Source organism: Acinetobacter sp. KS-LM10 (genome assembly GCF_036896575.1).
Lineage (GTDB): Bacteria > Pseudomonadota > Gammaproteobacteria > Pseudomonadales > Moraxellaceae > Acinetobacter > Acinetobacter avistercoris.
Window position 1 is genome coordinate 954,459 of sequence record NZ_CP145906.1, and the last position, 24,235, is coordinate 978,693.

24 protein-coding genes are annotated in these 24,235 nt (G+C 36.7%); 15 read left to right on the forward strand and 9 right to left on the reverse strand.

From position 1 onward, the window contains the following. Positions 1–9 precede the first annotated feature (9 nt). The gene (gene sucD / locus V5M36_RS04240) at positions 10–900 is read left to right on the forward strand and encodes a succinate--CoA ligase subunit alpha (RefSeq protein WP_338562345.1); all 891 of its coding nucleotides are present in this window, start codon (positions 10–12) and stop codon (positions 898–900) included. Positions 901–1,048: 148 nt separating this feature from the next. On the opposite strand, the gene V5M36_RS04245 is transcribed toward sucD, so the two are convergent. Further along, entirely contained in the window at positions 1,049–1,810 is a 762-nt protein-coding gene (locus tag V5M36_RS04245; protein ID WP_338562347.1) for a 3-oxoacyl-ACP reductase, read from the reverse strand. A gap of 157 nt (positions 1,811–1,967) precedes the next feature. On the opposite strand from V5M36_RS04245, the gene V5M36_RS04250 reads away from it, so the two are divergent. Then, positions 1,968–2,687, forward strand: coding sequence for a hypothetical protein (locus V5M36_RS04250; RefSeq protein WP_338562349.1), 720 nt, complete (start codon positions 1,968–1,970; stop codon positions 2,685–2,687). A 324-nt stretch (positions 2,688–3,011) separates the two neighbouring features. On the opposite strand, the gene rsmD is transcribed toward V5M36_RS04250, so the two are convergent. Next, positions 3,012–3,566 carry a 16S rRNA (guanine(966)-N(2))-methyltransferase RsmD gene (gene rsmD, locus V5M36_RS04255; RefSeq protein WP_338562352.1) on the reverse strand — a complete coding sequence of 185 codons (555 nt, stop codon included), beginning with the start codon at positions 3,564–3,566 and terminating at the stop codon, positions 3,012–3,014. Next, positions 3,567–5,639, reverse strand: coding sequence for a penicillin-binding protein 2 (gene mrdA, locus V5M36_RS04260; protein ID WP_338562354.1), 2,073 nt, complete (start codon positions 5,637–5,639; stop codon positions 3,567–3,569). A 235-nt stretch (positions 5,640–5,874) separates the two neighbouring features. On the opposite strand from mrdA, the gene V5M36_RS04265 reads away from it, so the two are divergent. The 4 genes from V5M36_RS04265 to V5M36_RS04280 all read left to right on the forward strand — a co-directional run bounded on the left by V5M36_RS04265 (position 5,875) and on the right by V5M36_RS04280 (position 8,773). Further along, on the forward strand, positions 5,875–6,390 hold the full coding sequence (locus tag V5M36_RS04265; protein ID WP_338562357.1) for a hypothetical protein: 516 nt from the start codon (positions 5,875–5,877) through the stop codon (positions 6,388–6,390). Between the two features lie 60 nt (positions 6,391–6,450). Further along, a complete protein-coding gene (locus V5M36_RS04270; RefSeq protein WP_338562359.1) occupies positions 6,451–7,767 on the forward strand; it encodes a hypothetical protein in 1,317 nt (438 codons plus the stop codon). 81 nt (positions 7,768–7,848) lie between these two features. After that, complete coding sequence (gene adk, locus V5M36_RS04275; RefSeq protein ID WP_338562361.1) at positions 7,849–8,508, forward strand: adenylate kinase; 660 nt, start codon at positions 7,849–7,851, stop codon at positions 8,506–8,508. Between the two features lie 88 nt (positions 8,509–8,596). After that, on the forward strand, positions 8,597–8,773 hold the full coding sequence (locus V5M36_RS04280) for a hypothetical protein (RefSeq protein ID WP_338562363.1): 177 nt from the start codon (positions 8,597–8,599) through the stop codon (positions 8,771–8,773). 82 nt (positions 8,774–8,855) lie between these two features. Here V5M36_RS04280 and nth read toward each other — a convergent pair whose 3' ends face one another. Then, positions 8,856–9,536 (reverse strand): endonuclease III, encoded by a 681-nt coding sequence (gene nth, locus V5M36_RS04285; protein ID WP_338562365.1) that lies wholly within the window; start codon positions 9,534–9,536, stop codon positions 8,856–8,858. After that, a complete protein-coding gene (locus V5M36_RS04290; RefSeq protein WP_338562367.1) occupies positions 9,533–10,330 on the reverse strand; it encodes an RnfABCDGE type electron transport complex subunit B in 798 nt (265 codons plus the stop codon). Before V5M36_RS04290 ends, nth begins: the two co-directional genes overlap by 4 nt. A 347-nt stretch (positions 10,331–10,677) precedes the next feature. Here V5M36_RS04290 and gdhA point away from each other — a divergent pair, with 347 nt between their 5' ends. After that, positions 10,678–12,021, forward strand: coding sequence for an NADP-specific glutamate dehydrogenase (gene gdhA, locus V5M36_RS04295; protein WP_338562369.1), 1,344 nt, complete (start codon positions 10,678–10,680; stop codon positions 12,019–12,021). Positions 12,022–12,257: 236 nt separating this feature from the next. On the opposite strand, the gene V5M36_RS04300 is transcribed toward gdhA, so the two are convergent. The 3 genes from V5M36_RS04300 to rlmH form a co-directional block, all read right to left on the reverse strand. Continuing rightward, positions 12,258–13,031, reverse strand: coding sequence for a DUF4377 domain-containing protein (locus V5M36_RS04300; protein ID WP_338562371.1), 774 nt, complete (start codon positions 13,029–13,031; stop codon positions 12,258–12,260). A gap of 134 nt (positions 13,032–13,165) precedes the next feature. Continuing rightward, positions 13,166–13,942: a dioxygenase family protein gene (locus tag V5M36_RS04305; RefSeq protein WP_338562373.1), complete on the reverse strand. Its 777-nt coding sequence runs from the start codon at positions 13,940–13,942 to the stop codon at positions 13,166–13,168. 117 nt (positions 13,943–14,059) lie between these two features. Then, positions 14,060–14,542 (reverse strand): 23S rRNA (pseudouridine(1915)-N(3))-methyltransferase RlmH, encoded by a 483-nt coding sequence (gene rlmH / locus V5M36_RS04310; RefSeq protein WP_338562375.1) that lies wholly within the window; start codon positions 14,540–14,542, stop codon positions 14,060–14,062. A gap of 586 nt (positions 14,543–15,128) precedes the next feature. Between rlmH and V5M36_RS04315 the strand changes: the two genes are divergently transcribed. Next, the gene (locus tag V5M36_RS04315) at positions 15,129–16,298 is read left to right on the forward strand and encodes a putative solute-binding protein (RefSeq protein WP_445206325.1); all 1,170 of its coding nucleotides are present in this window, start codon (positions 15,129–15,131) and stop codon (positions 16,296–16,298) included. A 234-nt stretch (positions 16,299–16,532) separates the two neighbouring features. Next, a complete protein-coding gene (locus V5M36_RS04320) occupies positions 16,533–16,658 on the forward strand; it encodes a hypothetical protein (RefSeq protein ID WP_338562377.1) in 126 nt (41 codons plus the stop codon). 76 nt (positions 16,659–16,734) lie between these two features. Here the strand turns inward: V5M36_RS04320 and V5M36_RS04325 are convergent, their stop codons facing one another. Beyond that, positions 16,735–17,727, reverse strand: a complete 993-nt coding sequence (locus V5M36_RS04325) for a hypothetical protein (protein ID WP_338562380.1) — start codon at positions 17,725–17,727, stop codon at positions 16,735–16,737. Between the two features lie 1,024 nt (positions 17,728–18,751). Here V5M36_RS04325 and V5M36_RS04330 point away from each other — a divergent pair. The 6 genes from V5M36_RS04330 (at position 18,752) to V5M36_RS04355 (ending at position 24,182) form a co-directional block, all read left to right on the forward strand. Further along, complete coding sequence (locus V5M36_RS04330; RefSeq protein ID WP_338562382.1) at positions 18,752–19,240, forward strand: lipocalin family protein; 489 nt, start codon at positions 18,752–18,754, stop codon at positions 19,238–19,240. 306 nt (positions 19,241–19,546) lie between these two features. Further along, entirely contained in the window at positions 19,547–20,593 is a 1,047-nt protein-coding gene (locus V5M36_RS04335; RefSeq protein ID WP_338562384.1) for an acyl-CoA dehydrogenase, read from the forward strand. Continuing rightward, on the forward strand, positions 20,581–21,426 hold the full coding sequence (locus V5M36_RS04340) for a PIG-L deacetylase family protein (protein WP_338562385.1): 846 nt from the start codon (positions 20,581–20,583) through the stop codon (positions 21,424–21,426). Before V5M36_RS04335 ends, V5M36_RS04340 begins: the two co-directional genes overlap by 13 nt. After that, positions 21,416–22,015 (forward strand): class I SAM-dependent DNA methyltransferase, encoded by a 600-nt coding sequence (locus V5M36_RS04345; protein ID WP_338562387.1) that lies wholly within the window; start codon positions 21,416–21,418, stop codon positions 22,013–22,015. Before V5M36_RS04340 ends, V5M36_RS04345 begins: the two co-directional genes overlap by 11 nt. Next, positions 22,012–22,674: a glycosyltransferase gene (locus tag V5M36_RS04350; protein WP_338562389.1), complete on the forward strand. Its 663-nt coding sequence runs from the start codon at positions 22,012–22,014 to the stop codon at positions 22,672–22,674. Before V5M36_RS04345 ends, V5M36_RS04350 begins: the two co-directional genes overlap by 4 nt. Positions 22,675–22,958: 284 nt before the next feature. Further along, the gene (locus V5M36_RS04355; RefSeq protein WP_338562391.1) at positions 22,959–24,182 is read left to right on the forward strand and encodes an MFS transporter; all 1,224 of its coding nucleotides are present in this window, start codon (positions 22,959–22,961) and stop codon (positions 24,180–24,182) included. The last annotated feature ends 53 nt before the right edge of the window (positions 24,183–24,235 follow it).

Here is a 24,235-nt window from a genome sequence, read left to right on the forward strand (position 1 = left end):
GTATCAATCATGAGCGTATTAGTTAATAAAAACACAAAAGTATTGGTACAAGGTTTTACCGGTAAAAATGGTACTTTTCACTCGGAACAAGCTTTAGCATACGGCACCAAAGTTGTGGGTGGTGTAACCCCAGGTAAAGGTGGTCAACAACATTTAAACCTTCCTGTGTTTAATACAATGAATGAAGCGGTACGTGAAACTGGGGCAGATGCTTCAGTGATATATGTACCTGCACCTTTTGTTTTGGATTCAATTGTCGAGGCTGTAGATTCAGGCATTGAGCTGATTGTGGTAATCACCGAAGGTGTGCCAACATTAGATATGCTAAAAGCTAAGCGTTATCTTGAAACTTATGGAAATGGCGCACGATTAATTGGACCAAACTGTCCAGGAATTATCACTCCAGGTGAATGTAAGATCGGTATTATGCCAGGGCATATTCATCAACCTGGTAAAATCGGAATTATTTCACGTTCTGGTACATTGACTTATGAAGCCGTTGCTCAAACAACAAAACTAGGTTTAGGTCAGTCAACTTGTATTGGTATCGGTGGTGATCCAATTCCGGGCATGAATCAAATCGACTGTCTGAAATTATTCCAAGAAGACCCTCAAACTGAAGCTATTATCATGATTGGTGAAATTGGTGGTACGGCGGAAGAAGAAGCAGCTGAATATATCAAGGCGCATGTCACGAAGCCAGTCGTCGGTTATATCGCTGGTGTTACTGCGCCTAAAGGCAAGCGTATGGGTCATGCGGGTGCCATTATTTCTGGTGGGCAAGGAACAGCAGAAGAAAAATTTGCTGCTTTCGAGCGTGCAGGAATGGCATATACTCGTAGTCCTGCTGAATTGGGCTCAACTATGCTTCAAGTGTTAAAAGATAAAGGTTTGATTTAATCATGAGATTAAACCTTTCATAAGCTCATTTTAGACAGCTTATTAAATCTCTTTCACTGAGAAAATAAAAAGATTATTCACTGTCATATAACATGTTTAATAAAATGGGAGCCTTAGAGGCTCCCATTTTTAATTTAAAATAAAGGTCTTAACCTTTGACTAAACCACCATCAACAATTAAATTTTGACCTGTAACTGCGCGTGACCATGGTGATAAAAATAATAGAGCTGCGTCTGCAAATTGTTCAGGAGTCGTCACTTCTCTTAAAGGCGTGGATGAAGCAATAAAATCAAAAACTTGATCTGGCGTTGCACGACTTGCATCTGTTTTTCTGAGTAAACCACCTGACACCATATTTACATTGATTCCATACTGGCCTAAATCATGCGCAGTGGTTCGAGTAAATGCAAGTAAAGCCGCTTTTGCAGCAGTATAGTCATGATAAGGAACGACAGGATTTTGTACCAAATTGGTTCCAATATTAATAATACGACCGAAATGAGCGTTCTTCATGTCATCTAAGGCAGCTTGAGTGGTATTTAGTGAGGCTAAAACAGCACTGTCAAATTGTTGTTGCATCGATTGCCAAGTCAAATTTTCAACTTTAGGTCGTTGATCACCATCAAATTTAAAGCTTAACAGCGCATTATTAATGACAGAGGTAATGGCATGCCCAAAGTGATTTTTTGCTTCTATAAACATGCGTTTTACTTGCGCTGCATCCGTGACATCAGCCTGATAAATAAAGACTTGATCAGCATGTTTTTTGAATAAATCTTGAGCAGATTGTTCACTGCTGTGGTAGTTCACTACAACTTTTGCACCTTCACGAATAAGTGCATGAGTAATCGCAAGTCCTAGTCCTCTTGCCCCACCAGTCACAAGAACAATTTGGTCACGGATTTCCATATTTTTATTCCATCTCTATGTTTAATATTATTTTAATTTTAACATTGATCTATTCTTATAACTTTTTTATAACTTAAAGTAATGATTTAAAGATTAGACTCTGAAATGGCTTATTGCAAATATAAGCTTGTCTTATGAAACTATATATTTATAAAATGTGATAGATTTCTCTCATTTTAAAGATGGAGTACGGCTCATTTTTGAACATCATTTAACAGCTATTTTCAGTCTGTTTATTACACTTTGTTATATCAGTGGAAATAGTGTCGCTGAAATTTATAAAGAAAAAGAAGAAGCTTTAAAAAGCAATCATTTAGAAGTAAATAGCTTAGGCATACATGTTTTAGATACAAATGATTTAGATGCCAGTAGTTTAGGATCAAATGATTCTAAAGCAGATGATTCAGCAGTTAATGATCTAAAAAAAGAAAAATTTGATGTCCAGGTGAATAATCAATTGAGATCAAATGATTCTCAAGATGTATTTTTTGTTGTCGAACAACAGGATGAAAGTCTGATTAAGATAAAAGATCAACAAGATGAGATCGATTTTGGACTTAATTTAGAGCAACAAAAATTAGCTCAAGAACATGATGATGAAGTGAAAAATTATAATATTTTGCAAAATCAATTTTATAAAAATGAGCGAATCCGTATTTTTAATCATACCGCATTTAATTCAAATGATTTTAAAAATAAATTGGGCTCAGGTGAGTTTAACGTTGATGGCTTGCAGGCCTTAACAATTTCTTTTGGATATGGAATGGAGTTTAAAATAAATAATAGAAATCGAATAGGATATGAATATTTGTCTAGCTTTCCTTATAATCGTGGTCAACTTATTCGAATATTTTGGTTGAGAAATTTAAAGTATTAAATTGAGTACTTTAACTTTTTAAATCAATAAATTATAAAAAAATTATATAGATTAGACTTCTTTCAAAAGTCATTATTCATACAATACGCTCATCATGAGTATTCCCTCATCCTAACTTTCTCCCAAAGGGAGAAGGGATTTTAACGTATCAATGTATGGCCACTCAATCATCTTTTTTCATTGATATAAAAAGTATATTCATCATTTTTAACTTCTTCACTCAAAAGACAAAATAAAAGGCTTCATCAATGAAGCCCTTATAAATGTAAAACCAACGCACATTTACGAAAGTTTGATTTTTAATAATGTTGATGAAAGAACACTTTATGGATTTAATTTTTTATAGAGACCCGCTCGAACAGCTCCAGCTTTGGTTTCTTTGATCAATTTCCAGCTCGAAGGTAGTTCAAGTTTAAACAGTGGACAATCTGCTTCAAGGTAAATAAAACCTTCATTTTTAAGCAGTGGATCGACTAAAGCTGCAAGTTCCTGCCAAAGATTAAGGGCATAAGGGGGATCTAAAAAGATTAAATCAATGCTGTCTTCTTTGAGCTGTCGAATTGCAATTTGCGCTGTGGATTGAATTAATTGGCAGTTCTGAATTTTCAATAGTTGAATATTGTCTTTCAAAATTTTAGATTGCGCATGGCTTGGTTCAACCATAGTGACATGTGCCGCACCACGAGATAATGCCTCAAAACTTAATGCACCAGAACCTGCGCAAAGGTCTAAGACTTGCGCATTTTGTACATCCCACATAAGCCAGTTAAATAATGTTTCGCGTACACGATCTGGGGTAGGTCTAAGTCCATCAATATCAGCAAATGGAAGGACACGTCTTTTCCATTCACCGCCAATAATGCGTAATTGATTCTTCATTTATTCACTCACAGTAACCTGAGTTGTAGCTGGTGGATTATCCGGCTGTGTCGATATTTGATTTGCTGTTGTTGGAGCAGATGTAGCAGTTCTTTGATCCAATGATGGATTGTTTGGGCTATTCACTTGGGCATTAGCAGCGTTCGGCAATGCAAGATTATCACCACTTGGTAAATCACTTGGTTTAATCCCCGCAGTCATTAATCCACCACTAATTTGATGTTTAGAAGGGACTTTGGGTTTATTTTTGCGGTGTAGTAACCAGTAATCCATGATCGGGCGGGCAATCGGCGTGGCACTACCGCCACGACCATTCTCTACAATAATCGCAACGGCAATTTCAGGTTTATCAGCAGGTGCAAAACCAACGAATAGTCCATGATCTAACTGACGATCCGTTAATATAGATTCATTATAACGTTTACCTTGGGCGATACTTTTAACCTGTGCGGTACCTGTTTTACCTGCGATTTGATATTGCAAACCACCTCGAATAGATTTACCCGTACCTGATTGGATGACATCAACCATGGCCTCGCGCATTTTAATCCAATCTTCAGGTTGACCGTTGAATTGAATTTTTCCATTTGGCGCATTATGAACCTTGTGAACTTTGGCACCTTTAGATTCACGCAGTACGTGAGGCGTGACATGCGCCCCTTGGTTTGACGTAATCGCGGTAGCCATTGCTAGCTGGAGTGGCGTAGACGTAAATGCTCCCTGACCGATACTGACTGAAATAGTTTCACCTCTAGACCATTTCGCATTTCGAGTGCGCATTTTCCATACCGGGCTTGGGTATAAACCGGTACTTTCACTCGGTAAATCTACCCCAGTTTTTTCACCAAAACCAAATTGTCGCATCCAAGTATTCATTCTCTCAATACCCATTTGGAAAGAGAGAATATAGAAATAGGTATCACATGAAACGACTTGGGCCTTATGCATATTGACTGAACCATGACCTGATTTTTTATGGTCACGGAAACGATGACTATCACCAGGAAGGGTGAAATAACCAGGATCTGAAATAGTGGTATTCCAATCGACCACACCGTAATGTAGACCACCTAAGGCAAACATTGGCTTAATGGTTGAACCTGGAGGATATGATCCTTGCACAGCACGGTTATAAAGGGGTTGATCAATATTATCCCGTAATTCGCTATAGTCTTTGGTGCTAATACCTGTCACAAATAAATTAGGATTAAAGCTCGGACTGGAAACCAATGCTAAAATTTCACCAGTATTGGGATCCATGGCGACAATGGCACCGCGACGGCCGACCAGTTGTTCTGATGCGATACTTTGCAGGCCATAATCTATCGATAAATAAAGATCATTACCTCGGACCGAATCTTTACGGCCTAATTTTCTCAGCACATTACCATAGGCATCTGTTTCGATAGACTCGAAACCGGGTACGCCGTGAAGTAAGTCCTCATAATATTTTTCAACACCCACTTTACCGATCAGGTTGGTTCCTGCATACGCGTCTTTATCAATCGATTTTAACTCTTTATCATTAATTCGACCGACATAACCAACCACATGGGCAAAGAGTTCGCCATGTGGATAATAACGAGTCATTTGAGTTTCAATTGAAACGCCAGGAAATTGAAATTTAACTTCACTAAATTTAGCGATATCTGTTTCTGTCAAATTCAGTTTAAGCGTCACACGTTCAGTTTTTCTTGCTGTTTTTACCCGACTTGAAAAACGTTCAATATCATCTTCAGACAGACTGATGATTGGGGTAAGTCGTTTTACTGTTTCTTCAATATCAGTGACATCCGCTTTACTTAAGGTTGCAGTAAAGACGGGATAATTATCAGCCAGTAAAATACCATTACGGTCATAAATATAACCACGAGCAGGAGAAATAGGCTGGAGGCGAATTCTGTTTTTATCAGAAGCATCTTTAAATTGCTCGTAGTGCACAATCTGCAAATATGCATAACGTGCGAGCAAGATCAGTAAAAAAAAGATCACAAAACCAATCGCGAAAAAAACTCGATTACGAAAAATTCGTTTTTCTTGTTGTACATTTTTTAAAGGAAACTGATGTTTCATACGTCGTCGACTTAATTCACGTTAAATAAAGGCTATGCCAGATCATTTTACCTGAGAATGAGACAAAAAATTTAAAAAATAAAGCGAAGGCGCTACTGAAAAGTTATCATTTTGACTTTATAGACATTAATTTAGATGCGTTTTGTATATAAGATCGAAAACTAATCTGTTAAAGTCAAAAATATTATGGACAATTAAAATAAGTTGATCTCAAGGTGAGATAATGGAGAAAATAATGAGAATAATACTTCCCTTCGCATTTCTTTTTGCAGTGGGGAATGTAGCCCACGCAGAATTATCTGATTATTTGCCAGCGGCTAAGCTGAAAGTTGAAAATCTTTCTCAATGGAATGCTGGGGCAGGGATCACACAAAAACTTGCACATTTGAATGCTGAATGGGTCAATCCCTACGGTATTGCTTACGCTAAATTGGGTGCATTTATTAATGATGGAAATGAAATTGGTGGACAATTCGGATTTAGATATCCAGTAACAATGAATGGAACAGACTCCAACGGTTTCTACTTAGGTGCATTTGCAGGGCATTTAAAATCGAAAACCGTCAATGGAAAAGATGAATCACAGCTGGGTGGCGGAGTAGATTTGTCATATGTTCTTTTGAATAAGGACCGAATTAGTACATTTAGTGTCGGTTTAGTCGCTGGAGAAGAATTGAAAGTCGCGAATCAAGTTATTTATGAAACTAAGCCAGAAATACAATTCGCCTACACCTTAAGTGTAGGTTTTTAGAAGGTTTTATGGTTTTATGCAACAACTCTACCGCAAATAGAAAAAATACGAGAGTCATGAATGTTTGAATATGTTAGTGATTTGTGGCAAGCCTTTTTAAATCGACCAGATTTTTATGCTGTCTTGAGTATTATTCCAGTGACTGCCTTTGTAACTTGGGCGCACGTATGGATGGCACTCAAAATGGTATTTTACCCGATAAAATTTTGGGGATTTCATCTGGGTCCTTTACCTGTGGGTTGGCAAGGTATCGTGCCACGCAAAGCAGGTCGAATATCAGGCATTATCACAGATAATACGTTGTCAAAATTAGGTTCATTGCGAGAGTTTTTAGATGCAATGGATCCTGAGGACATGGCGCGAATCATTGGCGAACAGGTTGGTTTCGAACTTGAACATCTCATAGATGAAGTGATGCTTGATCGCAATGCAGTACTGTGGGAAAACTTACCTTATTCAATTAAAAGAAGAATTTACGCGCAAGCACAGAAGCAACTTCCGAAAGTATTAACGGACTTAGTGACTGAGCTCACCATGAGCGTAGAATCCTTGGTTGATATGCGTGAAATGGTTGTAAGTCAAATGGAAGGTGATCGCCAGCTCATGGTGAACATGTTCTTAAAAGTGGGTCAGAAAGAGATTAACTTTATTTGGCATATTAGTGCGCTCATCGGAATGGTTTTTGGTATATTCCAGATGATCGTTTGGTTTGTCGTACCTTGGCACTGGACTGTTCCATTTTGGGCCGCGATTTGGGGTTTCTTGACCAACTGGATTGCAATTTGGATGGTGTTTAATCCGATAGAACCACATCCTATGAAATTCCCGCAATTTTTTGAATTAACCAAGAATCGCAAATTTCCTTGGATTAAACCTGTTATTCCACGCATAGGAACTTATAATGTTCAAGGTGCATTCATGAAACGTCAAGATGAAGTTTCGGATGTATTTGCGGATGTTGTTACTTCAGATTTGATTACTTTAAAATCGATTATGACGGAAATGATGTATGGTGGACGTAAAAACAAAACACGTCGTATCGTTAAGCGTCATATCAATGAAATATTAGAAACGCCGTTGGTAAGAACGTCATTGCAGCTTTCATTAGGTCCAAAAGAGTATGCTAGACTTAAGACGGACTTGATTGATCGTTCAATTGAAATTACGATGGTTCCTGTTTGCGACCCTGCGTTTAATGCGAGCCGTGCACAGAAAATCTATCAAATGTTTAGAGATCGTATTAGCGAATTAACGCCTAAAGAGTTTCAGAATTTGTTACGTCCTGCATTCCAGGAAGACGAATGGATTCTAATTGTACTTGGTGGGGTAACCGGATTTTTCGCCGGATTAATACATTTGTTTGTGGCTTTCTTATAATTAGATGCTGGTTCTCATATCATATTACTTTTGATATGAACTCAGTATCGTACACATTGTTAAAAATGAGGATGTTTATTTATGCGCATTATATTACTCGGACCACCTGGGGCAGGTAAAGGTACACAAGCTCAGTTGATCTGTAAGCGCTACAATGTCCCACAAATTTCAACCGGTGATATGCTCCGTGCTGCGATTCGTGAAGGAACTGAATTAGGTTTAGAAGCTAAAAGCGTAATGGATAATGGTGGTTTGGTTTCTGACGAACTCATTATTGGTTTAGTCAAAGAGCGTATTGCTCAACCTGATTGTGTAAATGGCTGTATCTTTGATGGTTTCCCTCGTACGATTCCTCAAGCAGAAGCATTGGAAAGCGAAGGTATCAATATTGATCACGTGATTGAAATTGATGTTGCTGATGAAGAAATCGTTCAACGTCTTTCTGGTCGTCGTCAGCATGCAGCGTCTGGTCGTATTTATCATTTAGTGTATAACCCACCTAAAGTGGAAGGTAAAGACGACGAAACTGGTGAAGATTTAGTTCAACGTCCTGATGATCAGGAATCTACGATTCGTAAACGCCTTTCGTCTTATCATACAGAAACTGAGCAATTGGTTGGTTTCTATCAAGGGCGTGCAGCTTCAGGTGAAAATGCACCAACTTACGATAAAATCAATGGTCTTCGTCCTATCGAAGATGTTCAAAAAGAATTATTTGCTATTTTGGATAAATCTAAATAGTTAAATTTGAATTTTTGACATTAAAAGAGTCCTAAGTCATATTAGGGCTCTTTTTTATGAATAATTTGAGGGCAGTGTTTTGCAAAAAGTGGCTATAATTCTTGTTTTAATTGCGTGTATTGCTTTACTCCTGTTCTTGGTTTATTTCAGCTTCAAGTTGTTACGCGATACTCAGAAACAAATGCAGATAGATAAAGATAAGCGTAAATTAGATCGTACGTTTCCAGAACAATCAAAAAATAATAAACAAGATCTTAATCAATAAAAATAATAATTGATCGCTTGAATAAATTTGAGATCAATTAAATGCATCGATCATGATTAAGAAATAGAGACGTGTAGAGGATCTATTTTTTAATCTTAATAGGTTTATCTGCACCGAACTCAAAACGATCTGGCCAGTTACATACATCAGAAACGACACACTCATTGCATTTAGGTTTTCGAGCAATACAACAATAACGTCCATGTAAAATGAGCCAATGATGCGAATCCACAATAAATTCTTTGGGGATCACTTTAACCAAGCGGTGCTCGACCTCTAATACATTCTTCCCGACAGCCAACCCCGTGCGATTACCCAATCTGAATATATGTGTGTCTACAGCCATCGTAGGCTGTCCAAATGCCGTATTGAGTACGACATTTGCTGTTTTACGTCCAACCCCTGGCAATGCCTCTAAATCGGCACGGTTGTGCGGTACAATGCTATTGTGCTTTTCTATGAGCATCTGGCAAGTTTTAATTACATTGTTGGCTTTGGAGTTATACAAGCCTATGGTCTTAATGTATTCCTTTAAGCCTTCCACGCCGAGTGCATAAATCGCCTCAGGTGTATTCGCAACTGGAAAGAGTTTATCTGTGGCTTTGTTGACGCTGACATCGGTTGCTTGCGCAGATAACGTCACAGCAATCAGCAGTTCAAAAGGATTTGAATAGTTAAGTTCAGTTTCTGGATTGGGACGTTGTGCACGTAGTCGTTCAAAAAAAGTTTGAATTTGTTTTTTAGTCATGTTTTTGACGGTCATGATTGAACATCCTGCAACAGATTTAATTGTTGGGTTAAATCTTCGAGTAATACTCTTTTATTTGCATCTTCACGCACGGACAATTGTTTTTCTAATTTTTTAATTTGTGTTCTTAACTTAGCTAGCTCAACAGTCGCTTTGACATTGATTTGCAGATTGGGTTTTGTTGACTGGGGAGTTTCTATTTTCGGTACAAGTGTATGCTTTTGTGAAAAAATTGAAAATAGCTCAGTGTCAATTTCTGCACGAACGACAGGACCTGTCCGATTTATACGACTTTTTTCTTCTCTTTGGATATGTGCGTAATAACGCGAACGTAAATCATTTTGTTCCTTTATACGCTGTATTTCGTTGGGTAGAGGATTCAAATCTTCGACTAAATCGATACAGTCGACAGGGCACGGTGCAATACACAATTCACAGCCCGTACATAAGTCAGTCAAAATAGAATGCATCACTTTGCCAGAACCGATGATCGCGTCTACAGGACACGCGCTAATGCATTTGGTACAACCAATACATTCATCCTCACGAATGAGAGCCTTCATTCTCTGCGGGCGACCATCTGATTGAATGGACCAAACGCTTGGAATTGCGTCTAATCGCGGTCGATTCAGGAGATTTGAAATGGCATCTGCAACAGGTTGACCACCTGGAACACATTTGTTGGCATCTTCACCTTCGACAATTGATTTTGCATATGGCAGACAGCCATCTCGATGACCACATAAACCGCATTGTGTTTGCGGGAGTAAAGCATCAACGTCTTGAATAAGAGAAATTTGCAGATTCATGTAGGTGTAATTACTTCATGGTAACTTGAAAATAGAAGAGAATCGAAAATAATGCTCGAAAATGTGATTTTACCATGAATTGACAAGAGAATGTTTGCGCAATTCTGGGGCGCGCTTAGCGCAAAAAAAGCGCAAAAAACACTATTAAACATATAAAAAAAACTTTTGAAATGTATAACTAAAAATCATCATTACTAAAAATAAACCATTGATTTTACTTTTTTTTAAAAAAATTCTTTAAAAGTGTTGTAGATTAACTTTAAAAGATATTTAATACTTGCGCCAAAACTTATCAATATATTGAGATTTTGACCAATTTTGATCCATTTTCTGCTGAGGATTAAGCGTTGAAATACAACAACCTTAACGATTTTTTAAACTACGTTAAAACACGTGATGCGAATCAACCTGAATTTCTACAAGCTGTAGAAGAGGTGATGATGAGCTTATGGCCTTTTATCGAGAAAAACCCGCAATATGCTGAGCATGGACTGCTTGAACGTTTAGTTGAACCTGAACGTGCAATCCAATTCCGTGTTTCTTGGGTAGATGATCAAGGTATGACTCAGGTAAACCGAGCATTCCGCGTGCAATATAATTCAGCAATTGGACCATTCAAAGGTGGCATGCGTTTCCATCCTTCTGTGAATCTTTCAATTCTGAAATTCTTAGGTTTTGAACAAACATTTAAAAATGCACTGACTACATTGCCTATGGGTGGTGGTAAAGGTGGTTCAGATTTCGACCCTAAAGGTAAATCTGAAGGCGAAATCATGCGTTTCTGCCAAGCATTAATGATTGAGTTGTATCGTCACTTAGGTGCAAACACAGATATTCCTGCTGGAGATATTGGTGTTGGTGGCCGTGAAGTGGGCTATATGGCGGGTATGATGAAAAAACTCAGTAATGACACTGCTTGTGTATTTACTGGTAAAGGTCTTACTTTTGGTGGCTCATTGGCACGTCCTGAAGCAACCGGTTACGGTACTGTGTATTTCGCTGAGGAAATGCTCAAGACTCGTGGTCAAAGCTTTAAGAATAAGGTCGTGGCAATATCAGGTTCTGGTAACGTTGCACAATATGCTGCTGAAAAAGTGATCTACTTAGGCGGTAAAGTCGTTTCACTTTCAGACTCTGCTGGTACTGTTTACGTTAAAGACGGTTTCACAGAAGCATTACTTGCTGAAGTTATGGAACTTAAAAACGTTAAACGCGGTCGTATCTCTGAATTCGCTTCTAAGCATGGATTTGAATACTTAGAAGGTCAACGACCTTGGTCAATTAAATGTGATATCGCGCTTCCTTGTGCAACTCAAAATGAGTTAAACGCGGAAGATGCAGCTCAATTAATTGCGAACGGTGTAATTTCAGTTGCTGAAGGGGCGAATATGCCATCTACTTTAGAAGCTGTTGAGAAATTCGTGGAAGCGAAAATTCTGTATGCACCTGGTAAGGCATCGAATGCTGGTGGAGTGGCAACTTCAGGTCTTGAAATGTCACAAAATGCGATTCGTTTAGGTTGGACGTTTGAAGAAGTGGATGAGCGTTTACATGCCATCATGAAAGAAATCCATCGTAACTGCGTGAAATTCGGTACCAAAGAAGACGGTACAGTTAACTATGTTGACGGTGCAAATATCGCAGGTTTCGTCAAAGTTGCTGATGCTATGTTGGCGCAAGGTGTTTATTAATTTTTGAATTAACTCCTTTGAGTCAAATCTTGAATGAATAATAAAAAAGACCGAGGCAATTGCCTCGGTCTTTTTTATCTCTTTAATAAGATACTCAATTAGTTAATAAGACACTTAGTTAATAAGACACTTAGTTAATAAGACACTTAGTTAATAAGACACTTAGTTAATAAGATACTCAATTTATTTGGTTGAAATGTTCTATTGATCAGTAATCTTTTATTTTAGCGAGATGATTAAAGTGCATTTTTAAGGCTTTCACGTTCAATCGTCATATCATGTACATACGCATATTTAGATTGATCGGCAGCAGGGTTTTTAATTTCATAGCGCTTCACACGAATCACTTGACGTTCATTAGGGCTGTGTTGAAAACCGTCAATACGATCATAAAATAAAGTCCAATCTTTATCTACTTGGGTTTTTACACCACTTTCAGCATATTTAATTTCACGAACTTGCAAACAGGTCTGAGGTGCAACACCGACGCATTGTTTTGTTTCAGGTGAAATCTCTAAAAAAATGGTTTCTGCAGTGGTTTGATATTTAGTTTCTGGTGTCATTTTACCTGTGAAGGTGAACTTTTCATTTTTTGCAGTGGTGAGCATTAAAGTCGGATTTTCTTTGTCATTTAAATTTAAGACGAAAGGCACCTGAGTCGAAAAGATCTCTGCTGCTAGCTTTTCTTGTGCCATCCCATTACCCGTACACGCCATTTGGGTACTGGCCATATTACCCGTGGTAAGGACATTATTTGCAACTGACCAGCTACTTGAAAGATTGTTACATGTTGTGGAAATAGCGAGTAAACCTTTATCCATAAATTTCAATACTAAAGGTTTAGAAGCCCCATCAGTATTCAAACTCCATTCGTATGAGTTTAATGTTTTATCTGCATTTTGCTGTTGTAAAACAGACATTGCTAAATCTCCAGCTTTTTGAATATCTCCAGATTGACAAGCCGCTAAAGCGAGAGGAAATAAGACAATTGCTAAGTATTTTAGTTTCATTTCAATTTCTTCTAGGTTCTGAAAGAATGCGGCAATCATAGCTGATCAGAACATAAAGAAAATGGACACATTCTGAAGTTTTAAGTATCAAAATGTATCCATTTACCGACATGCTTAATACGATAAAGTCATTTTTAATCGAATCTATAGATATCCATACCAAGTGAACCCATCGAAAAGCTGCTGTGCACCACACTAAAACGATCCCCTGTACCCATCGCATAAAAGATCGGTGCAAAGTGTTCAATCGTAGGATGATTTTGCTTCGAATAAGGAATTGATTCCCATTCTAAAACCGCTTCAAAATCATTATGCATCAACTTGTTGACCACATAATTACGGAAGGTTGAGGCCCACTCAGGCACTACATTACTGTCTCCATTCCAAGACAGCTCTCTCAAATTATGAGTAATGCTTCCTGAGCCAATCAATAAGATCTGTTTATCTCGCAAGACAGCTAAGGCTTGGCCGACATTATAGATTTCATTTGACGGTAGATGCATCGGTAATGAAATCTCAATGACCGGAATATCCGCCTCTGGATACATATGTAAAAGGGGCATCCATACACCATGATCGCGAGGTCGCGTGCTATTGGCATGCGCATTAATACCGGCTTCTGCTAAAAGCTTGAGTATCTCTTCTGCCAATACTGGTTCGCCGGGAGCAGAATATTGAATATCGTATAATTCATTTGGGAATCCACGAAAGTCATGCCACGTCATCGGACGTACGCCAGTACTCACTTCTAATGCGTTACTTTCCCAATGCGCAGACATCACGACAATTGCTTGAGGTTTCGGTAAATTTAAACCGAGACGATGCAAGGCTGGACCTACTTGTTCAGGATTTATTGCAAGCATGGGAGAACCATGAGAAATGAATAATCCTGGAAGCGTTTGTAAGTTCATTGTGAAGAGCCTATTTGAAATATCATGATCATCATCGGATATAATTGAGTCGGTTTAAAGTAGCGATTAATCAACGTAAAGTTCTAAAAACGACACGCCAAAACATGTCTTAACGAATTAGCCTGCTCTGTGATAGGGGTGATTGTTGTTAATGCTCATCGCACGGTAGAGCTGTTCAATGAGCATGACACGGACCATCGGATGTGGCAAGGTCAGCTTAGAGAGCGACCAGTGCCATGCTGCGGCTTTACGAACCGCTTCAGAGTGCCCATCTGGACCACCAATCGCCAACACAATATCATTGCCTTCCAGCATCCAAGATTTCATGGTTTCTGCGAGTTTTTCGGTACTAAATTCTTTACCACCAACTTCAAGGGCAATCAGAACTTCATTTCCTTTCATCGCATTTAAAATGCTGTCACCTTCGATTTGACAGTATTTTAGAATATCCGCTTCAGAATCATTTTTACCCCTTTTCGCCATAGGTAACTCAATGATTTGAGTTTGAACAAAAGGCTGAATACGTTTGAAATAGTCTTCAAAGCCTGTCAGCACCCAAGCTGGCATTTTTTGTCCAATAGTCAAAATGCGAATTTTCATGATCGTATCATCTGGTTACTTGACACTATTATAACGTTGATTTAATCGCTTCGTGGACGCTTTGATGTGATGAATTGGAATTCATAACGAATTAAGAACAGTGAGCAATGTAGGTTATTTAAAAAACAGGTAAACTCATTTCGGAATAGACTTCTTTGGTCAGTCATTTTATATAGAATGAAATCAAAATGAGTATTCCCGCATCCTAATCTTCTCCTAGAGGCAGAAGGAATTTTTTATATACCACTCAATGATCTTTTCTGATTTATGAAATAAATCTAATGTGGGAAGTCTGTAGTATCATTATACGGTAGCTCAGAAAAGAAATTTGATTCGGTCTGTTTTATAATGAATTAATATATTAATTATATAAAATGAATGCTAAGTATAACGATTTGAAAATGGTTATTTTTGGGTTTAAAAAAGTAACCTGATTCAAAATCGAATCACATGTAAGTGAAATAATAAAAAATTGGAAAACAAAATGAAAATGCCTAAGCGTAATTTTAAAATGCAACACTTAAATTTCAATATCGTAGATTTGAAGAGGTTTAATCGATTTACCCTGACGATATTGACTTGTGCCATGACGACAACATTTGTATACGCTGCGCCCACCCCGAAATTAGATTTAACGCTATCAACACATTCAAAAGCTAAAATTAAGCAATTATTGAATGATACTAAGACTTGGCAGCGGATTCCTCAAACTGTCACATTATGCGTCTATTCACCAAGTGGCGCCAATGGCGAAGCCTTTGAACAAGCGACCAGTTATATTAGCGAATTACCTCGGATAGCACAGGTTGCAAAAAATTTTGGCGTAAATATGAATGTTGTACGTACGTCAAAGTTGCAAATGAAAATTGATTTAGACTATCCAAAATTAAAACAAAAAGCTTCAACAGCGGTGAATCTGAAAGTTTATACAGATGAAAGGGTATTAACTGAAGACTTTAGAGCAAAGAAATGTGATGGTGCAGGTATAAGTAACTTACGCGCACGCCAGTTTAATTCTTTTGTGGGAAGTATCGATGCTATCGGTGCAGTGCAAAACTATAAACAATTATCTCAAGTCATTCAGCTTTTAGCACGTCCTGATTTTGATACAAAAATGATAAATAAGGACTATGAAGTTGTAGGTATTGTACCGTTGGGTGCGGCGTATATTATGGTAAACGACCGCCGTATCGATACTTTAGCCAAAGCAGCTGGAAAGAAAGTTGCGGTCATGAGCTTTGATGCAACCCAAAAAAAGCTAGTACAAAATGTGGGAGCTCAACCAGTAACAGTCGATTTAAGCTCTGTGGGTGGAAAGTTTAACAATAACGAAGTCGATATTATTGCTGCGCCTGCAATCTTATTTGATCCTTTGGAGTTACATAAAGGGATGCAAGATAAATCGGGCAAAGTGGTTGGTGCAATTATCCGTTTTCCACTCGTACAAGTAACAGGAACGCTCATCATGCATCGAAATAAATTTCCGGCAGGTATGGGTTCAATCGCAAGAGAGTTAATTTCTAAGCAGTTAAATCCAGCATTTCAATTTGTTGATAAAGTGGAAAGTGAAATTCCGACAAAATTTTGGATGGATATACGTGAAGCAGAAAAGCCGGGCTATATAAAAATTATGCGTGAGGCGCGTATTCAGATGACGAAAGAGGGTTATTACGATCCTGAGATGATGCGTATTTTAAAAAAAATCAGATGTTCAGGTGCGCCTAATCATTATGAATGCGCTTTAAATGATGAATAATCTGTTCAGATAGGATCAGTAATGATTATATCGATCTTGAGTTTAACAAGATCGTTGATGGGTAAATATAGATGAATATTTAATCTGTTTTTCTGATCAATTTTATTAAATTAATCAGTTTTACCTTTTAATTTCGATTGAGTATATTTCATACACAAATTAAGCAATCCATCAGATGCATTACAAGCAAGGTTTTTGATTGCCTTGATCATGCTGCTATTAGGAATAAGTGTAATGAATAAATTAATCGTAATGATCGTTTTAATGTCAACAATGACTGCATGTGCATATGATCCAGTTCAATATGAAAAGATGCGTTTCCAAGAGAATGCGCAACACAACAAATTGATGGGCGCTTAAACAATGTATGCACAATAAAAAGAGGAAATATTAATATTTCCTCTTTTTTAATCAGCAATAAGATTTAACTTTCAAATTATTTTTTACTAACAATCTGAGACCATAGTAAAGGTTTAATTTCGTTACCTTGGAATGTTACAGTCGCATTTAATGATCTAGGCTGAGTTTGTTTAATACCAAAGCTATATCGACGAAATATATCATAAATGATTAACTCACCTGAGTTTGGTAAATGGTTAAATCTGCTTACTTCAAATGGAGTGAGCGTTTCGAAATCAAAATCATAGCTAAAGTCTTGATTATAAGGCTGTCCTATGATTTTACCTCTAGTCTTCATCGTTTTAATTGAATCAGAGACTTCTTCAGAATATTTATAATTAGACAGTTGGATATATTCTAAACTTTTCGCTTCACCTGATTGACTCGGCGTAATTCGTTGAAACTCAAGTTTATTGGGTACTTCATAATCATTTAAATCGTAATTAGTTAATTTTAGGCTGCTACGTTTTAACGTTCCATTAACTAAATATTCATCTTTCAAATTAAAATCAATATTTGAGCCATATCTGACATTGGTGAAAGTTACTGTTGTGATTGAGCCATCTTCGGTTACTTCAATTTTAGAACCAGCTCTAAATGTGTTCTCACCGCGAATACAATTTTTTTGACCGTCTCTAAGTACCATAGTAGAAGTATTGCCTACCTTGGTGATTGTTGAACATATAGCATTTAAATTATATTTCGCATTATTAACCCCTAAATTATAAAGATCGACCACTTTACCAGTACGTGCCAATGGATAATCAGCAAATGCTTCTGCAACCATTTGACCTAAGGCTTGATTATATTTTTCATTTACACTGCTTTCAGTATTGCCTGATAAGAAATCTTTGATCTTTTCTAAAACACTTTTACCTTCAAACGGTACAAAATCTTCGGTTAAACCGGGTGGAATAATTTTACCTGGAACATTATCAGGTATTTGATCACCACCACCACTGCCTCCACCACAGGCTGTTAATAACCCCGAAATACAAGCAACACTAACCAATTTTGTATATATATTCATAAGATATTCCTTTAAATCTTACTAATTCCATGCATTGAATTGAATGTGCATTAAAATATATAACTTATGTTCAAGCTAAATTATTTTATTGACAACTTTCAATTTGTTTTAAAATGAATTTTTATAATTAAATATATTAAATAGTTTTTGGTTTACTTTCTATAACATTGTAACTTTATTTACAAAAAAATTAAATTTTGTGTATTTATCTTGATATTAAATAGTGATTCATATGTTTAAGCTTAACTCATTATTAAGGTATTTTAAAATTTAAATTTATTTAAAATGTGGTTTTGTTCTCATATTTATAAGATATTGTGGATTGAATGTTTTTATGTGAAACTTACCATAATATATTATTGATTTGTCAGGGTTTAATATTGGACATGATTGGTTTTGTTAGATTTTTTAAATTTAATAATATAATTATATTTAGATTGAATTGCCTGATAATAGTCATTATTAATAAATTAATATATCTATTTCATAAATTAAAAAATATCTATTGAATGGAAAATTATTCAAAAATAAAAGATTATTCTTTATTTTAGAGGTGCTTGTAATGATAAAAATTAATAAATTTCATGAATAAATAAACAAGGGTATTGATTGTGAAATATATGTTAAGTTAATTGAAATTTTGATTTTTATTTATGATCGGTATATGGATTTATTTTGAATTTTTATATATTAAGAATAGCTACATAAATGATTATTTTGTAAATTATGAATACGTTATAAGTGCAGTAAAATTAATTTAAAATATTTAAATCAATAAATTTTTTCTATATTTCAAAAAATGATTCAGATGATAATTCTTAAAAAAATAAAGATGGTTGCATGCAAATCAATGGGAAGCTAGACGTAAAAAAATATTTAAATTACATTTGAATACATTTATTAAACTGCTGTTTCATATTGTATTTATAACTACACTATAAAAAATATTACTGGCTTTCTATACTGAAAATGAATGAATAATCATTTATTTTTCAGTGTATTTATTATTATAAGGAAAAGTAGTATGGAACATAGTATTCAGACAGTTTCGAATTTTGATCTAAACCGATATTTAGGAACTTGGTATGAGATTGCTCGCTTGCCAATGAAGCACGAGCCTACTGAAAATACTGACATTTCTGCCTTCTATGAATTACAAGAAAATGAAAAAGTTAAGGTTTTAAATAGAAGTCGTAAGCCAAGTGGTGAAGTTGATGAAGCAATCGGAGAGGCAACAATTGTTGATGCTGAAAATGCCAAACTTGAAGTTACCTTTTTACCTGATGGACTCAAATGGATTCCTTTTACCAAAGGAGACTATTGGGTGCTTAAAATTGATAATAATTATACGACGGCTTTGGTTGGCGAGCCGAATCTAAAATATTTGTGGATTTTAAATCGTAGTCAACATCTAGATCAGTCTGTCATTGACGAATATCTCGCATATGCTCAAAGTTTAGGCTATGAATTGGGAGATATTATTTATCCGAAGCATACACAAACTTCGCATTAATTATATTTTTGGCACTTACAAAAGTAAGTGCCATTTCTTTAGAAATACCGTAGGTACATTTGGTAAACACGGGCTGAGCGAGAATAGTCTAATCTTATAAATCTCAAATATTTAATAAAATAAAATTTAGGATTTTTTGTTGGTAAATATATGATTTAAATAACATGTTTACATTAAAACTTTTATCAAAGCAACGTTATTTATTAACTAATGTCTTCTAAACAATTTTATTGAAACCGTATAACTAAACAATGTCATCGAGACCGTATCAATGAAACTATGTCATCGAAACAAGGAGTATGTTTCATGTTTCTAAACGATATTCTTGCCAGATTTGAAAATAATATAGAAGTTGAAAATATTACAGATCAATCAGAAATTATTTTAAAAAACAGAGTTTTACAAAATGCATTAAAAGAAATCATAGCATTTACAGCGAATTTAGCGCATCCAGCGCAAGGTCATACTTATCAACGTTGGCAAATATTTGCACAAGTAGCTGCCACTAACCTGACCTTAGCAAAATGGTTTGAATCACACTGTGATGCTTTAAGTATTCTTAATGAGCTGAATATTCAACACTCCTACAATGGCGTATGGGCAGTTTGGGCAGCGGAGGGTAGTTCTCAGCCTCTACGTTGCCATTCAAATCATTGTTCTGGAGAGAAACTTTGGTGTTCAGGGGCCGACTTTGTTGAATATGGCCTGTGTACATATAAAAATGAAAATGCGCAATCACAACTCTGCATTATTGATATGAATAACAAGGGCATTGTCATTGATCATTCAAAATGGCAGGCTGTTGGCATGAAAGACACTCGTACTGCAACGTTGACTTTAAGTGATGTTGCTGTTGAAAATGTTGGAGAGCCTGATGATTATCTGAATCGAGTGGGTTTTTGGCATGGTGCAGCAGGCGTGGCTGCTTGTTGGTTTGGTGCAACGGTTCGAATAGCATCATTTTTAGAAAAAGAGTTCATGCGAAAATCTACTGCATTTAACGCCATGTACTTTGGAGAAGTTGTTGCCCATTTAGCAATGATCAAAAAATTGTTTAAAGCTTTGGCAGAACAAATAGATCAGCAACCCGATGTTAGTCATGAGTTAGAGATAAGAGTTTTACGTTTTCATGTTGAGCAAACAGCTAAAAAAGTGATTGATCTCGTAGGAAATGCTTTGGGTGCACGTCCATTTTGTGAAAATGCCATCTTTGCTCAATTGGTCTCAGATTTACCAGTATTTTTAAGACAAAGTCATGCTGCCTATGAACTTGAGAGGATTGCTCATTTATCTTTAGATCAATCCAATTCAGCAATTGATGCAAATCAGGAGCAGAATGTATGGATGCTTTAAATCCTGATCTTGAGGATAGGGAAGATCTGAACGAAATTGACGAGTTTCCTCAGTTCAATAGCGCTCGTCTGATTTATGGTGAGGGGACGTCCAAACGCGATTGGTTGCAGTGGGATGGTTTAAATCAGCTCAAACGTATGGATTTAGAAAGTGAGTTTCCCAAAGATTCAAGAATCATTATCTTATCACCACATCCTGATGATGAAATTTTAGGTTGCGCAGGTTTAATACAAGGCTTGGACCTTTTGGGGAGAGAGGTTGTAATCGTTGCAGTAACCAACGGGACTCAAAGCCATCCATATTCAAAAAAATACTCTGCTGAAGAGTTGAATACTATAAGGCCGAATGAGTCTCGACGTGCATTAAAGTCACTTCATCTAACACAAAATATTCAATATCTTTCTTTTGAATTAGAAGATGGAAAACTTCTGGAACAAGTCAAAACTCTTGAGCAAAAACTACATCAGTTAATCAATAAACAGTTAAGCAAAAAACACAATATTTTAGTCACTACTTATGAAAAAGATGGCCATCCTGATCATGAATGTCTAGGTCGTTGCGTACGTGAATATGCTGAAAGAGAACAATTGAAATGCTATCAAGTTTTGATTTGGGCATGGCATTGGGCGAAACCGATGGATCCCCAAATCGCATGGGAATCTGCACGAAGATTAGACTTAAATCAGCAATTTTTAGACCATAAGGCATCCGCTATAAAATGCTTTGAATCTCAAACTGAAGATGATCTAACGACCCAACAACCCGCGATCTTACCAACTCACGTTATAGATCGAATCTTAATGCCATTTGAGGTTTATATACATGTTGAATAAAACAGAATACTTCAACTCATTGTACTCAGGTAATGATGATCCTTGGGAGTACAGATCTCGATGGTATGAAGAGCGCAAACGTCAAATTTGTCTTTCTCTTTTGCTTAAAAACCATTATGAAAGTGCATTAGAAATTGGTTGTGCAAATGGTACTTTTTCTGAACTTTTGGCACAGAAAACAAATCGTTTATCGTGTTTAGACGCAAATCAAAAAGCTGCAGATTTAGCAGCTCAAATATTGGATAAGTTCACTCATGTCAGTGTTGAATGCAAATCGGTGCCTGTAGACTTTCCTGATGAAAATTTTGATCTGATTGTTTTGAGTGAAGTCGCCTATTATTTGACCCAACACGAACTAGATGAACTCATTCTCAAACTGCAAAAAAGTTTAAATGACGATGGTATGTTATTAAGTTGCCATTGGAGACATCCGATTGAACATTTCCAACTTGATGGTCATCGTGTGCATCAACAACTCAAAGAAAAATTGAATTTATTTCATTATTCAAGCTTGATCGATCCTGATTTTTTAGTAGACATCTGGACGAAGGACGCAAGATCATTGGCCCAGTTGGAGCGAATCATATGATTGGAATTGTGATTCCCGTACATAACGAAGAAGAGGATCTCGAGGCCTGTATACAGGCATTACAGAAATCTATACAAGAAATTGTACACTTGAATATTCCAGTTCAAACTCTTTTTGTTTTGGATAATTGTATTGATGAATCCTATAATATTATTGTTAATCAGAATCAAAACTATATTCAATGTGCGTTTGAGAGTGTTGGTAAAGCCAGACATTTGGGTGTACAGGAATTGATTCATCTGGGTGCAACATGGATCGCATCTACAGATGCAGATTCAACTGTTCATCATGATTGGTTATATCATCAGATTCAACATCAACCAACAGATGTGATCTGTGGAGTGGTCGAAATTAAAGACTGGCGGAATTTGTCGAGTATTAGTCGAAAAAAATATACGGATCATTATCAAGACCGAATGGGGCATCAGCATATCCATGGCGCAAATCTCTCGTTTAGTCGCGAGGCTTACTTGGCTGTGGGCGGTTTTGATCCCATCACCTGCCATGAAGATGTTAAGCTTGTTGAAAAGTTTAAAAAACATAATTATTCAATCACTTGGTCGAATCAAGTTCGAGTGACGACAAGTAGTCGTTTGAACGCTCGCGCTCCCAATGGTTTTTCCACGTTCTTAACAACAATCAATACAGAACAAAGCTGAGTTGGAAATAAGAAAAAATAATTAAATACAATGAGTTATCTATTTAAAATAATTTATAAGATATTGATATTTAATTAGAAGGTTTAAGATGGTTTGTTCATTAGTTTAGATTACAAATCTTTAGTTTTTTTAATGATGAAGCACTTTTTTAAACACTTAATGTGTGTATAATTCCGCCAAAATAGACCTCTGCTTATTTATAGATCGCTATAGAAAAGTAGGGGTTTTTCTATGGATGATCAACTTAATGGACTGCCTAATCTCTCCTTAGTGGTGGCGCGCACATGTTTTATTCAAAAACAGCACTTTTAGACTCCCAGACCCAACTTTCTGCACGTAATCTTGCAACACGATTGGTTTTTTTTGCATTAGGTTTTGGCACCGCTGCTTGGGCGCCTTTAATTCCTTTGGTTCAACAGCGACTCCATTTAAATCATGCTGATTTTGGTGTCATGCTTTTATCCATGGGCATTGGTTCAATGTTATCTATGCCAATAACAGGCGCACTCATCACGAAAGCAGGGTGCCGCCTTCTCATTGCTATTGCAATTGCATTAATAATGATCATTTTACCAGTGCTCAGTGTGGTCCAGAGTTCAGCTTTGCTTGCCATTGTTTTATTTATTTTTGGATCAGCAGCAGGCAGTATTGGTGTAGCAATTAATTTCCAAGCGGTGGTTGTTGAAAAGCAGAATTTGAAAACAATGATGTCGGGTTTTCATGGCATGTGCAGTTTAGGTGGATTGTGCGGTGTTTTATTGATGACGGCTTTATTGGTTATGGGAAGCTCGCCTTTACTTGCGACTCTTATCATCAGCAGTATTTTATTTGTGATCTTTGTTGGCGCAGTACCTTATTGTGTGGCAGCTACAAAGAGAACGGATGAGATAAAAAAAACTAAAGAAGGATGTCTGGAGAATATCGCTATTGATGTTGCTGAAACGAAAAAAGTAAAACCGAGCTTCGCGATTATTTTGATAGGCATTATGTGTTTTATTGCCTTTTTGTCTGAAGGCGCAGCAATGGATTGGAGTGGTATTTATCTGGTCAGTAAGTTTGGTTTGGATGCTTCTTTTGCTGGTTTGGCCTATACGTTTTTTGCTATTACCATGACGATTGGAAGATTCAGTGGGCAGCGCTTACTTTTATGGTGCGGAGAGCAAAGACTGGTCGTGATTGGTGCTTTGTTCGCGGCAATGGGGTTGTTGACAATTGTGGTTGCTGGACACTGGAGTATTGTATTGTTCGGATATGCATTATTAGGCTTAGGGTGTTCAAATCTTGTGCCTATAATGTTCTCACGCGTAGGTCGTCAAAATATCATGCCAAAAGCAGCAGCCTTGTCTTTGGTTTCAACTATTGCCTATAGCGGCTCTTTATCTGGACCAGCTTTGGTGGGATTTTTGAGTGAGATGATCGGCTTAAGTTATGTTTTTGCAATCATCGCCATGATGTTATCAGGCATTGCCATTTTGAGTCGTTTTACCAAAATCACTCAATCAAATTGATATTTATTATTTTTAAACCATATCTGTCGCGAAAATAATGAACGTCCGATAAA